The following is a 13,528-nucleotide window of genomic DNA, read 5'->3' as shown; positions in this document are numbered from 1 at the left end:
TTACTTCTCACTAATGAGTTCTTGCATGACTTGCTCTTTTTCTTGAGCTGATAATATTATCGGTAGCGAATTTAATACATCACGTTTAAAGTCACTAATTGATTTAGCGCATGCATGGGGAGCTAAATTATCTTTATGATTAAAATAGATAAATTTAGAAGCATAATTTTGATAACTGTCCACTGAGGCTTCAGCTAACAGCTGTTTAAAGAAGCGAGTTAAAGCATCACCTTTATCTTTAGAGTGAGTTTCAAAGATTAACAAGTCTATATCATCTTTTGCTTTTATTACGCCTTCATTAATTGTTGAGACTAAACTGAGCGCTTGCACATTATTCTCATAATTGCCTAATTTAAGTGCCGCATAACTATCTAAGATATTCTTAATTTGCTTATTAATCGTGGTCATGATGGATACGGGCCACACTTTAGTGAACATAATATACATCACTATATTGCCTAATAAGATGCCTAAAATCCTATCGGAAGCGACATCCATATCAAAACTAGGTTTAAACCCATGTAATACCGTTAGCAAAAATGCAAGTCCAACTTGGACTCCTGCATAGGAAATACGCTCATTACCGGCAGCCACCCATGCCGCGGGTAAAATACAGAAGAAAATCAATACCATTAAGCTAAAAATATCGGATAAATGAGGAATAATATAAAGTAACGAAATGATCCCAATCAGTGCACCAATTAAACACCCCGTGATACGCAGTGTCAGTTTATGCACAGTTTCACCAACTGATGTTAATGCGACAACATAGCAAGTGATCATCGCCGTATGGATGCCTTGCCATTCAAAAAAGTCATAAAGAACGTAACATATCAGTGCTGCGCAAGTGGTTTTTATTGCAAAATATTTATGATTAGGATTAGTAAAAGCATCCTCAACAAAAAACGGCATTTTCGTTTTTGGGTCACTGAATGTTTTATTCTTAAATAAAATATTTAGGAAATCATCCAATAACTGTTGATTGCTCTTATTAGTTGGTTTGCTATCTTTAAGGTTTTCTAACTGTTCAAGTTGATTTGTAGATAAACACTGTGCAATAAATTGGCATTTTTCTGATAGCTCAATACGCACTGCTGATGATGTATCATCCGGTAAATTCAAAGACATGATCAGTATTTCATAGGAATTATCAATCATGCTATCTAGCCATTGTATTTCTTTTTTCCCTTTTAGGAAAAAAAGCTTAATAAACATTAAATAACGTTTGCATTCAGACTGAGTAGCTAAAGCTTCGGTTATTTTAATTGGCTGGAGCTTACCCCCTAAAAAAAATTGATGCGCACTTAAAAAGCGCTCTGACAATTTATTGAGTAATAATTTTCTTGGGCTAATACCAAAAAAATAATTAAAGATAATAACCAGTAACATAGGTGATACTGCCATTAAGAGAGCATACAGCAGCCCCCTAGTTGCAGCATCGCCAAAAGGAATATCATCAATTAATGTCATTAAAAATGCGATCACAAGCGCGATTAAATTACCAATATCGCCCAAACTACTGGCAGAAGATAAATACATAAATAAGCCAGAAAATAACGCCATAAAGAAAAAGCGTAACATCACATTTTGAATGGTTAAGTTAAATAATATAAAAATCACACAAACAGCAATACTGCATAAGACTATGACACCGATACACAATAGTATGTTTTCAACTGCGTCAGACTTAACAAGGTAAATAATCAGGTAACAACTGATCGCCGACTCTGGTATTTCGTATAACATGGCAATACCTGCCATTAATGCGCAGAGTAGAGAAATACGCCACGCCGTCGAAAACCGAAACTCGAATGGCAACAAATCCTGCTTTATTTGTTGAAAAACTAGTGAAGTTTTAGCAGTCATCATCTTTAGATACTATATTAACAGTAGCTGTGGCACCTATTCGCATTAATTCCTTAGGTGGATTATTTAAAATCACCCTGACAGGAAAACGTTGTTCGACTCGTACCCAATTTAGTGATTTAGGCACATAAGGCAAATCCCTAGGAATATTGAGCAAATCAGTAGACATAACCCCCCAACCTGTACCTTGCACTTTACCTTTAATTGGCTGCTTATTATTGATCATAGAGTAAACTACTGCACAGCTCCCCATCTGAATATTGCCTAACTCCGTTTCTTTAAAGTAAGCAGATGCAAACCATGTATCAGTATCTATTAATGTAAATATAGACTGGCCTGATAACACAAACTCACCAGCAGACATGGTTAACCCGACGATATAACCATTACTCGGTGCTTTGATTTCCGTATTACTTAATTCCCACTCCGCCATAGCCAATGACATTTTTAATGACTGAACGAGAGCCTCTTCGGATTTGGTATTATTAATTAATGCTTCAGAAGCTACATTTTGTTTTTGGGCTTGTTTTAAGCTGACTTCTGCATCACGTTTTAAAGTACGTGCATCATCAACCTGTTGAGCAGTCACGAAACCTTTAGCTAATAAAGGCTCTAAACGTTTTAATGACTGTGTGGCAAGAGCAAGATTAACTTGTGCACGTTTGATTTGTTCTTCTGCTACTTCAGAATTTGAAGTTTCAGCAACGATGATCCTCTTTTTATTACTGAGGGCTGCTTCTGCAACAAGTAATTCAGCTCGAGCTTGATCCACTCGCAACTGGTACATGGTAGGGTCGATCGTAAATAATAGGTCACCTTCCTTGACCTCCATGTTTTCTTTAACATGAAATTGGCTGATCCGCCCAGGTACCACAGAAGATATATTGATTTTATTTGCCTCAATCACCGCATCTTCACTTAATGGGTTCAAAACTGATGATTGCAGGCTTTTCCATAGCAAAAGCAATAGAGCCACAAACACACCGATTGTGATAATGATTGCGAGCTTTTTTTTATTTTCTGTATTCATAATTTAATGAGAGAAATAAAGTAAAGATATTGTAATGGCAATCGATAGCAAGACACCAAAGTAAAACAGCAAGGGCAACGGTAACTTATCATCGATTTCTAAGCGGACCAGAAGAACACGTAATAACACTGCGCCTATTAGTCCAATTAAGACACACAACATCCAATAAGGAAAATAAGCACCTAGCATGGGAAATAGTGGAGAGTTTCCCTGTGTACAGCCTACTAATAAAAAAGCTAGCAAGCTAATGCTAAAATGATGACAATATTTTTTAAGCAAGTTCACATCAATATTACCTATCATTATATGATTATTAATTGATTGCTTATTACTATAGCGTTTTTTTTATGATTATAAAATAAATAAATTTCAACTAGATAAACATTGGTTTTATTTTTTATTAACTGAGTTTCACCGACACCCCACCCGTCAAAAAAAAGCTTAATAACAACCCAACACATTGATTAATAAACATATATATTAATCAAATCAGTATAAGACCATACTGGTTATAATGTTGAACAAGTACAATATTATGCAAAGTTCAATATCAAATTAACCGCTTAAACTGATTAACTAAGCCTATTAAACGGAAATATGAACTAATTTAACTATCTCGATATGATTTAACACTAGAAATTTAAAACAATTTTACTCTTGGCCTATTTCAGGTAACAATTAGACTGTCTTATTATGACAATCAAAAATAACCGCTCCAAAAATTAACTTTAAAACTTTATTAAAACGAAAGTCGACCACATCAATTTATATATCATCGGTATATATTCCCCCTAAAAATTTAATTCATATAGTCGAATTAGATAGTTATATTAATACCATCGAGTCATTAAACAGCGTTATCCGTCATGCTATAAAGAAACGTAAGGTCTTCCCCAGCGATGACTCTGTGCCGAAAGTGATTTATTTAGCAATTGAATCTACCTCTAAAAAATGGAGTATGCCAATTAAAAGCTGAAAATAGGTAATGAGGCGTTTTATTAGTTGTAAAAATTAACTGGCTAAAACTAAAAAGGCAAAATAAAGCAATATGGGTCTCACGTTGCCTGCCTTGGTACTTCTACAGCATAACAAGCCTTAAATAATAAAAATCCAACTCAGAATGCTTCCATCACACAAGCAAGGCTTTCAATCATCAGCACCATGTTGGTTGATTTGATAATCACTACGTTTCACAAATACTCGCTCAACCATAGTAAATGTTATACTTAATAGCCATGATGATGGATCGCCCTGCCATGAGAAGGCCCCACGATTAATCAAAGAGTAATGATGAAACGTATTAAGATCATTATTAAATGTTTCCACTCAATATCTATAAAATTTTTCCGACAGGGATCTCACGGTTAAAAGGACACCAGCTTACCTTAGAATTTCTTCTGGACTCGGTTATCGGAACAATATGTCTTTTCTAAACGACTCTGAACACCTAGCGCTAATACCCCAAGTATAAGCCACAGCCAAAAGTAAAGCATTAAGACAAACGGTTAGTTAAACCCGCCATATGCATATAATTTAACTCCCAAAAAAACTTATTATGCGTGTAAAACCATTCAGATAAATCTATTTTATGCTAAATGCGTCAAAATTTTTAAATAATAAATTTGTTTTTATTTATAACAATCGGTTAGCTTAAGGTAAATAAATTGGCATTAGCGTGGATAACCTTACTCTAGCATTTCATTTTCGGTTGCCACAAAGCATCTGAAAGGAATACGTCATGAGCTTGTTCGACATTGTCATTAAGCCGTTTCAATCCCATAATCGCTACCAGCTTGCTGTACAAGGTTGCCAGACCCACTTAGACGTTGAGCACTTCACGGGACGTGAAGCCATTAGTGAAACTTATCGTTATCAGATTACCTTTACCTCCCCAAACAAAAACCTGCAAGCGCAACAATTTCTACGCCGCAGTGCTGATTTTACCTTTTCATCGCCTACCCTGCCATTGGCTATGCTGAACACATTGAATGAGCCGCAAAAACGTGTTCATGGCGTGATCACCCACTTCAAGCGGCTGTCTGGCTCCGCTGATGAAACACAATACCAAATTGTGATAGAACCGTTTGTCTCCTTATTACGCCACCAAATGCGCACTCACCGCTTCTTCTTAAATAAATCCGTGCCAGACGTCATTGACCTCATCTTACGTGAGCATGACATGAAAGGCTGGGAATTTGAGTTTCATTTGCAGCGCCAATACCCCAAGCGAGAGCAAATTAACCAAATCAATGAGAGTGATTGGCAGTTTATTGAACGCCTGCTAAGTGAAGTGGGGATTTTCTATTCGTTCAGTTTGCAACCGGATACCAAAACCGAAGTTATTCATTTTGGGGATAGCCAACGAGCCTATGTGTATGACCTCAAGCTACCTCTCAATAGCCCATCAGGGATGAATGACGAGGGTGTAGAAAGTGTCTGGGGGTTATCACTACGTCATCAAGTGGTTGAGCGCAGTGTCACCACCAAAGATTACAATCACCGCCAAGCGATGCAAACTCTGCAATCGATTGAAACGGATATGACTCGAGGTGAGGGAGAGGACATCCACTACGGCGATGTCTACCATTATAAACCTCGTCACCTTGAGCGCGGTGAGAAGTACCAACCTGAAACGGAAACCGCTCACTTTTGGTCACGCCTTGACCATGAACGCTTTTTGGTTCGTCAAACTCAACTGTACGGTAAAAGTAATTCACCGATGCTAACGCCGCTATTGGTGCTCAAAATTACCGATAACCAACTGCCTTCAACATTACCGTCTGACTTTCAATCTGAAATCCTCCTGAGCCGCCTGCGATTTTCAGGTAGCCGCAGCAGTGCCTTAGTCGTGCAGTTTGAAGCAACGTCGTACACCGAAGCTTTGTGCTGGCGACCAGCTCTTAAACCTCGCCCCGTGATTGCAGGTACGTTAATGGCGCGGATTACTAGCGCCAAGCCACATGATATCTATGCCCATCAAAATGAACATGGATTTTATTGGGTTAAATTCGATGCCGACCGTGATGAAAAGCCCACTGGGTATGAAAGCATGCCTGTGCGGCTGGCGAAACCCTACGCAGGCGATACCTACGGCATGCACTTCCCCTTAATCCAAGGGACAGAAGTTGCCATTGGGTTCCATCAGGGCGACCCGGATAGGCCGTATATCGCTCATGCGTTGCATGACTCGCATCGTCCCGACCACATCACCGACAAAAATAATACCCGCAATGTCATTCGTACTCCGGCAAATAATAAGCTACGCATGGAAGACAAACGCGGGGAAGAACACATCAAATTCAGCACCGAATACGGGGGGAAATCGCAACTCAATTTAGGGCATCTGGTTAATCAAGGGCGTGAAAAGCGCGGTGATGGCTTTGAGCTGCGAACCGACAGCTGGGGCGCTATTCGAGCAGGAAAAGGGCTGTTTATCAGCACAGATTTACGCACAAAAGCCTCGTCTGAACAACTGGATATGCGCGAAGCCAAGCAGCAATTGGATGATGCGTTGAACCTTGTGAGCTCCCTACGGGAAGCAGCCGAAGTCGCAAAAGCAGAGCTGGCAGACATGAAGGCTCAACAACGCTTATTAACTGAGTCCATCAACGAATTGCAGCAGGCAGCGTTATTGCTTAGTGCACCAGCAGGTATTGCCTTAACCTCACCCAAAACCGTACAGGCTCACAGCGGTGAAAACATTACCCTGACGGCCAATAAACAGGCAGATATCTCAGTAGGTAAAAAAATCACCTTAGCCGCAGGTCAAGCTATCAGCTTATTTGCTCATACCCTAGGAATCAAAGCCTTTGCAGCAAAAGGTAAAGTGGAAATTCAAGCTCAAAGTGATGAAATGCATCTCACCTCACTCAAAGACATGACCGTCACTAGTACCGGCGGTAAAACCGTCGTTGCCGCTAAAGATGAACTGCTATTGACCTGTGGTGGCGCCTATATTCGATTAAAAGGTGGGCAGATAGAGTACGGTAGCCCCAATAACCAAACGGTGAAAGCCACTAATTGGGTGGTTGAAGGACCGGCGTCTATGGATGTCACTCACCCGCAATTCCCGCAATCGATGCCAAAACAAACCTTGCGTTTTCAACTGAGCTCCTCACCGCAGAGTCCGATGAAGGCGCGTGCGTTTGAGCCGTATGAACTGTATGCCAACGGAGCGCTTATTTTAAAAGGTATAAGTGATGCGCAAGGTAATGTCCAAATTGACCATGATATTCCCACAGATAGCTATCAACTATACCTACTCAGTGGCGATCGTTATGACATTACAGTGCCACCACCTGCTGAAGATGATGACAGTAACGAGCCTACAGTCAATATTGGATTTAGACCAAGCGCACCTAGCCAAGAGCGTGAAAATGCACGTATTGGCGATGCTTGGGGTCAAAACCTTTCAGAGTTTTTAACCGCATTCAAAAAGGATAAGTAATATGTCTGGAGGTAATTGGAGTCAATTCCCGCTAGGAGTTCAACTCCCAACATCAGCAACGCCACCGATGATTGATATACCAGTATCAAGTTGCATGGTGGCACATATGACGCCAAGCTGGATACCTGAACGCACGAAATACCCCATGAGTTTATTTACCTATGCACCATTAATTAATGGACAACAAACCTTTGCCGCCGTTGCGGAAGCCATTCGAAAATCGAAAAAAAGTATTGATATTATTACATGGGGCTTTCAACCCTCTATGTATTTTGAACGTAGTTCGAATGCCCGAGAAGGTCAATATCCGATGATTGGCGAGTTGTTAGAGCAAAAGGCCAATGAAGGTGTGCAAGTGCGTGTACTTGTGTGGTTTGATCATGTGGGAAAACATTTTGAGAAAAGCTTTCCCGGTTGGGGGAAACAAGTGATATCGCCATCCCAACTCAATGATTTTCTTGTCTTTGGTGCAAAGCTCGATTATCAAACCCAAAAACAATATCAGTTTGATATCGCTTGGAACCGTAAAGTTCATATGGGCCTTGTCAAAAACTTGTCAGTACGGACTCGTGATATTGCAATGAGTATACCTGATTCGCGATTAAAAGATGTTACGGCGCGAACCAATCATCAATTTTCGAGTCAAGAAACTGAGCTAAGTGCTCGCTGGGCTGCTTTAGCGGCTGGTTCAACGCATCATCAAAAAGCGGTTTTAATCGATTATGAAGAGCCTGAAAATGCGATTGGTTTTGTGATGGGGCACAATATGCACTCGGAATATTGGGATCAAGATGCACATGCCATCACTCGTTATAAGGAAGAGTCATGGCTTGGTCGCGATGGCGTAACTGCGTGGCAGGATACCTCAAACTGTGTGTATGGTGAGCTACTGTATGATTTAAATGATAACTTTGTGTCGGCGTGGAAAAAAACTGATGGTTTTTTCGCCAGCAAAGGTGACGATGTAGAGCAACTTGCACAGAGAGAAAGTCGTTCACGATGTGACTATATCCCGACACCTGAGCATATCAAAAACCTCAACGCTCATTACACCTTTTTAGCGAATAATCCTTTAGTTCCCACGGGCGGAAAAATTTGCCGAACCCAGCCACAACACGATGAATACGATATATTAAAAGCCTATGATCATGGTGTTAAACATGCCCGTAACTACATCTATTTTGAAAACCAATATTTTCGTTTGTCATCTATAGCGACCAATTTACGGGATATGGTTGAAGAACGAAACCGACGTTTTTTACAAGCTGCTGAAACTGACAGCAAATTACAAAGCATTAAACCACCTCCGTTCTATCTTTTTGTTGTCACTAATTCAACGGAAAAACCCTCTGTCGGGAGTTCGAATGAGGTAGGCGGCTATCAAACTTATAAGATGTTAGAACAACTTGGTCGTCGAGATTTGATGAAAGAATATGTGTATGAAAATGAGTACAAACCCAAATGGTTTGGTCTGCATATTCCAGATGAAAACATCAAAAGCCCTGATGACATCCAGCCTGAAAAAATTGAGGGGCTAGAGACAATGATTTGCACCCTCGTCTCTCCTGATTCCGATAGATGGCAGCAAGTGTATGTACACAGTAAATTAACTTTAGTCGATGATACCTTTTTAATTCAAGGCTCTGCCAATATTAATTTACGCAGCATGGCATTCGACAGTGAAATCGCTGTGATATTGCAAGATAGCGATGATTTTCCAATTGTGAAGCCGTTAAGAGAAAAATTATGGGGATTGCATAAGAGGACGGGGAGTGTTTCAAGTGATTTTACATCGGAGTTTAAAGACTGGACAAATCTTATCAAAGAAAATGTTATCAAAAAGAAAAATAAAATAAAACCGATTAGTTCCCTAATTTTTTTTCAAGACAAAAGTATTAGTCTAAAGAATTCGGATTAATTTATGAAAATCCAAACAAAGATTGCATTGTTGCTAGGCTCTATTTTACTTGTTAGTTGCAAGCCAATCGATAAAAAGGATGTCACTGTGAACCAAAAAACAGAACCTGATTTAACCTTCACCTGCGTGTATGAAAAAGACACGCTACCGCCCGTTGATCCGGAAGCGGATATTTGGTTTAAACAAGCGCGTGAGCTTGAAAAAATCAATAAACACCAACGGGATTATAAGCGAATTGGTGTTCTATACCGTAAAGCCGCGGAGCGTAATCACCCCAAGGCCATGTTGAATCTCAGTAACTTAATCAGTTATGGAAAAGTCCCCCCGATTGAAGGTAAAGGCCCTGCCCAAGAGGTCTGGGATATTATCCGAAAAATGGCTAAATTAAACATCAGTTATGGTTATTACCAAATGGGACATTATCTAGACACGGGTTATGGCGTAGCTGCTGACCGCACAAAAGCTTTGGCTTATTTTCGCCAAGCGGCTGATTTAGGTAATCCAGAAGCGCAGTATTTCATTGGTGATATTTTTATATCACAGCGAGTTTCAGATAGCGATAATCCAGCTTATCATCCCGATATTGGTAAAAAAATGCTTACTTGTGCCGCGCAACAAGGACATGGTGAAGCCAGTTATAACTTAGCTGCATACTCAAGAGATGTAGAAAAAAATATTGATAATACTTTAAAGTTTTTTCAAATTTCCGCAAGGAACGGGTATCGAATGGGGGCTTCTATGCTAAGTAAAGCATTTTCTCCAAATTCAACACCTAAAGATTATTATTATTTACCAATTAAACCTGATGCAGTTCGTTCAGCCCGTTATGAAGCAATTGTCAAAGAAATGGATGCTTCTGACGAAACCGCCAAGTTCCCCGATATCGATAAAATCGTTCCACTTCCCCCTGCCGAACTCCCTGAATGGGATGGTACGTTTGAATATAAAAAACAACAGGATAACCAATAAAAGGATCTTAACATGCGCGCACTTGTTCGATTAGGTGACAAAACTACTCATTGCGGCGAAGTGATTTCCGCTTCTGGCTCGATGATGTACGGTAAGCCCATTGCCTTAGTGGGAGATAAAGTCAGTTGTCCTAAAAAAGGACATGGTGTCAATGCCATTTTACCCGGCTCAACGCGCATTTTAATATCCGGTCGCCAAGCGGCATTGAACGGCTTTCAAACCGAATGTGGCTGTACCCTCATTGCGAGCCTTTCCTCGTCAGGTGAACAGTCATGATAAGCTGGAAAATTCCCTCTTTAGAGCACCCACCTAAGCCTAAATTACCTCGCTTGATGCTTTGGTTGTTTTTAGTCGTGATTATTGGTGTTATCGGATTTGGCATAGGTGCTTATTTATCTTCAATTGGGGTATTGTCTAGTGAAGTCAGTAACAACCAAATAATTGCTTTATTTGTTGTTCTTCCGGTGATCATTATCCTGTTCGTCCGATTACTTGTTTATTCAATCACGGCTTATCGTCATCAACTTTTTACGAATATGTTAGATGACGCTCGCAGAGAATGGCGTTATTGGGCAGGCAAGCACCTTGGAATATTAGCGCATGCTCGATTAACTCAAGCCGATGAAGTGATGCCGGAAGGCATTGCATTATCTTCTTTACCAATTAATAAAGATAATATATTGACACTAAACGCCTTGAAATCCCTTTCGTTATGGGAAAAACAAGAAACAGCGATACAAAAATTGCTTATCCCAATCGCGACGTTTTATCATCAACACGCCCTCACCCAGCCGATAACACTGTATTGGCAAGCAGAAGAAAGTGGTACTAATTGGACGGAACTTATTGAGCAGGAAGCTGCTCGCCTATCATTGCCACTTGAATCTGTTGAAATATTACCATACATGTCTCTCAGTGAATGGCTATTGGCACTGTATGAAAACTCCTTTGAACCTAAGTTATACGCTATTTTAGCATTTCAATTAGACTCAACGGCGAGTGAAGAAGCCGCGAGTCTATTACTCGCCCCTCAAGGATTCTACGAGAGTCTAAGAGCACCTATCAAAGCGAAGCTATTACGCCCGATATCCACCGAGGTAAAATCCTTCGATGATGCATTGAAAGCACAATGTGAATTTCAATTACTGGGTCACCAATTAAATTCAGTGTGGCATAGCGGGGTCACAGATAAAAACAAAAGCCAATGTATTGAAAGCTATGTACAACAAGATATTCATTGTCTCTTAAACCAATTTTATAATGCCGATGCCTTTTTCGGTACGAGTGGGATTGCTCGGCATAGCACAATCTTGTCATTGGTCAGCGATAATCACGAAAACCAACTAATTGTATGCCAAGAAAACGATAACTTATTGTTACAACAAGTAATATGTTAATAAATGAATAAGAGGTGCCTGTTATGAGTGATAAAATTATTCATGCCATTGAGTGCTAGGCTAACCACCCTACATGGTTTAGTTCCCACCCTATTGGATGCCAATACAAAAACAAATAAAAGCCAATACATTTATTTGGATCATAATACAGGTATAGTCAACCTATCCAAAAATAAGACTGGCGTTCTGGTAATTTCTAGGGAAGACGAAACCGATCGTATCATGTCTGATGAAGAGGTCAGCATGGATGTGTTGAATTAGGTAACTTGAGCCATTCTGACCCAAAACCTTACCTGACCCATTACCTGACCCAAAATCAGGTAAAAACAAAAAGGAGTTAGATGATTAACACCTAACTCCTTAATAAATTTGGTGGCCCCTACTGGACTTGAACCAGTGACCAATCGATTATGAGTCGACTGCTCTAACCAACTGAGCTAAGGGGCCAAAGTGGAAAGGATTATACGTGCAGTTTTCTCTTAGGTCTAGTGTTTCAAAACTGTATGGCGAAATTGTGTTCAAATCAATCGCATCACTTATAATTCAAAGTGATAGCATCACCAAAAACTATCATTCTTTCATACTTGCCATAAAGCCTCGTTTATTTTTGTCATTTTTAATTCAACCAATGCTCATAGTATCCATGACATTAAAAATCAATCTATATCAAATTAAAAATATAAACCACAGCATAAACACAATCAGGCTTATTAAACATTCTTCCCCCAATCATTTGATATAGAACAACAATTTTCTCATCAAGATCTCACAATATGATTTATAGATAATTCGCTGATAGGACAAAAATGATGAAAAAAGTACGTGCAGTTCAATATGGTTGCGGAAAAATGGGTAAATACCTAATCCGTTACTTACAAGAACATGGCGCTGAAGTTGTGGCAGCTTTTGATATCAATGAAGCTGTAATCGGCAAAGATATAGGCGAAATTGCAGGAACCGCACTAACTGGAGTCAAAGTCCAAGCACTCCATGAAGCAGATAAAACACTCGAAACCTTAAAACCTGATGTTGGGATCATTGCCACACTGAGCACGATGGCTGATTTAGAAGATGCATTTTCCTTATTTGCCCGCCACGGTGTTAATGCCATTTCAACCGGAGAGGAAGCGCTTTACCCTTGGAATTCATCACCAGAAATAACCCAAAAACTTGATATATTGGCCAAAGAAAATAATTGTACCTTAGCAGGGAGTGGCTACCCAGATATGTATTGGGGAGTGTTGATCGACACCTTAGCAGGTTCAATGCATAAATTAGTAAAAGTTAAAGGCTCTAGTTGCTATAACGTTGAAGATTACGGTATTGCCTTAGCTGTTGGTCATGGCGCAGGGTTAACTGTTAATGAATTTAATCAACAAATCGGTAACTACAATGATTTACCATATGACGTTATCTCACAAAAAATTGAAAGCGGTGAATATGCACCGCCGTACATGTGGACGCAAAATGGTTGGTTATGTAGCCGCCTAGGGTTAACCATTACAAGCCAAATTCAGCGCTGTGTTCCACAAATCGCCAAGCAAGATACCTATTCAGACACCTTAAAAATGACCGTCAAAAAAGGGGATGTACTCGGTTTATCTGCTGTTGTGATCACCGAAACAGCAGAAGGCGTTACCCTTGAAACAGAATGTATTGGTAAAATTTTGACCGCTGATGAATGCGATAAAAATAGTTGGCAATTAATTGGTGAGCCAGATACGTCTATTGAAGTGAATAACCCAGCGACAGTTGAGTTAACTTGTGCCAATTTAGTCAACCGCATCCCTGCACTGATTAATAGCCCAGCGGGATATACTACGACGGAAAAAATGCCAAATAACGTCTATATGACCAAACCAATGCACGAATATTTATAAGCCTATTTAGCCCACCCCAAA

The 13,528-nt window shown here is 39.9% G+C and carries 9 protein-coding genes, 1 tRNA gene and 1 pseudogene; 7 read left to right on the top strand and 4 right to left on the bottom strand.

The annotated features are described in order from the left end of the window. From M1F14_RS07385 to M1F14_RS07375, 3 genes are read right to left on the bottom strand one after another with little or no spacing between them, the layout of a single operon-like run. Positions 1-1,869 (bottom strand): FUSC family protein, encoded by a 1,869-nt coding sequence (locus M1F14_RS07385; protein ID WP_181468747.1) that lies wholly within the window; start codon positions 1,867-1,869, stop codon positions 1-3. Next, a complete protein-coding gene (gene mdtN / locus M1F14_RS07380; RefSeq protein WP_042846146.1) occupies positions 1,856-2,896 on the bottom strand; it encodes a multidrug transporter subunit MdtN in 1,041 nt (346 codons plus the stop codon). Before mdtN ends, M1F14_RS07385 begins: the two co-directional genes overlap by 14 nt. 3 nt (positions 2,897-2,899) lie before the next feature. Beyond that, the gene (locus tag M1F14_RS07375) at positions 2,900-3,058 is read right to left on the bottom strand and encodes a hypothetical protein (RefSeq protein WP_230233562.1); all 159 of its coding nucleotides are present in this window, start codon (positions 3,056-3,058) and stop codon (positions 2,900-2,902) included. A gap of 670 nt (positions 3,059-3,728) precedes the next feature. Here M1F14_RS07375 and M1F14_RS07370 point away from each other — a divergent pair. The 6 genes and pseudogenes from M1F14_RS07370 to M1F14_RS07345 all read left to right on the top strand — a co-directional run. Next, positions 3,729-3,872, top strand: a pseudogene (locus tag M1F14_RS07370) (transposase); the annotation flags it as partial. A 762-nt stretch (positions 3,873-4,634) separates the two neighbouring features. After that, complete coding sequence (locus M1F14_RS07365; protein WP_181468748.1) at positions 4,635-7,343, top strand: type VI secretion system tip protein VgrG; 2,709 nt, start codon at positions 4,635-4,637, stop codon at positions 7,341-7,343. A gap of 1 nt (position 7,344) precedes the next feature. Continuing rightward, positions 7,345-9,261 (top strand): phosphatidylserine/phosphatidylglycerophosphate/cardiolipin synthase family protein, encoded by a 1,917-nt coding sequence (locus M1F14_RS07360; protein ID WP_181468749.1) that lies wholly within the window; start codon positions 7,345-7,347, stop codon positions 9,259-9,261. A 3-nt stretch (positions 9,262-9,264) separates the two neighbouring features. Next, entirely contained in the window at positions 9,265-10,230 is a 966-nt protein-coding gene (locus M1F14_RS07355) for a DUF6396 domain-containing protein (RefSeq protein ID WP_181468750.1), read from the top strand. Between the two features lie 12 nt (positions 10,231-10,242). Then, positions 10,243-10,506, top strand: coding sequence for a PAAR domain-containing protein (locus M1F14_RS07350; protein ID WP_006662121.1), 264 nt, complete (start codon positions 10,243-10,245; stop codon positions 10,504-10,506). Next, a complete protein-coding gene (locus M1F14_RS07345; protein WP_181468751.1) occupies positions 10,503-11,627 on the top strand; it encodes a hypothetical protein in 1,125 nt (374 codons plus the stop codon). Before M1F14_RS07350 ends, M1F14_RS07345 begins: the two co-directional genes overlap by 4 nt. A gap of 370 nt (positions 11,628-11,997) precedes the next feature. Here the strand turns inward: M1F14_RS07345 and M1F14_RS07340 are convergent. After that, positions 11,998-12,074: transfer RNA gene (locus M1F14_RS07340), tRNA-Ile, on the bottom strand. Positions 12,075-12,433: 359 nt separating this feature from the next. Between M1F14_RS07340 and M1F14_RS07335 the strand changes: the two genes are divergently transcribed. Continuing rightward, positions 12,434-13,507 carry a dihydrodipicolinate reductase gene (locus tag M1F14_RS07335; RefSeq protein WP_042846160.1) on the top strand — a complete coding sequence of 358 codons (1,074 nt, stop codon included), beginning with the start codon at positions 12,434-12,436 and terminating at the stop codon, positions 13,505-13,507. Positions 13,508-13,528 lie beyond the last annotated feature (21 nt).

Source organism: Providencia sp. PROV003, assembly GCF_045040775.1.
GTDB lineage: Bacteria > Pseudomonadota > Gammaproteobacteria > Enterobacterales > Enterobacteriaceae > Providencia > Providencia huashanensis.
This window is presented reverse-complemented; position numbering and strand designations above follow the sequence as displayed.

What these genes read in the sequence shown, in the direction of transcription:
- M1F14_RS07350 (WP_006662121.1), top strand. Translation starts at nt 10,243, where the DNA reads ATGCGCGCACTTGTTCGATTAGGTGACAAAACTACTCATTGCGGCGAA.
- M1F14_RS07375 (WP_230233562.1), bottom strand. Translation starts at nt 3,058, where the DNA reads ATGTTGTGTGTCTTAATTGGACTAATAGGCGCAGTGTTATTACGTGTT.
- M1F14_RS07335 (WP_042846160.1), top strand. Translation starts at nt 12,434, where the DNA reads ATGATGAAAAAAGTACGTGCAGTTCAATATGGTTGCGGAAAAATGGGT.
- M1F14_RS07355 (WP_181468750.1), top strand. Translation starts at nt 9,265, where the DNA reads ATGAAAATCCAAACAAAGATTGCATTGTTGCTAGGCTCTATTTTACTT.
- mdtN (WP_042846146.1), bottom strand. Translation starts at nt 2,896, where the DNA reads ATGAATACAGAAAATAAAAAAAAGCTCGCAATCATTATCACAATCGGT.
- M1F14_RS07365 (WP_181468748.1), top strand. Translation starts at nt 4,635, where the DNA reads ATGAGCTTGTTCGACATTGTCATTAAGCCGTTTCAATCCCATAATCGC.
- M1F14_RS07345 (WP_181468751.1), top strand. Translation starts at nt 10,503, where the DNA reads ATGATAAGCTGGAAAATTCCCTCTTTAGAGCACCCACCTAAGCCTAAA.
- M1F14_RS07360 (WP_181468749.1), top strand. Translation starts at nt 7,345, where the DNA reads ATGTCTGGAGGTAATTGGAGTCAATTCCCGCTAGGAGTTCAACTCCCA.
- M1F14_RS07385 (WP_181468747.1), bottom strand. Translation starts at nt 1,869, where the DNA reads ATGATGACTGCTAAAACTTCACTAGTTTTTCAACAAATAAAGCAGGAT.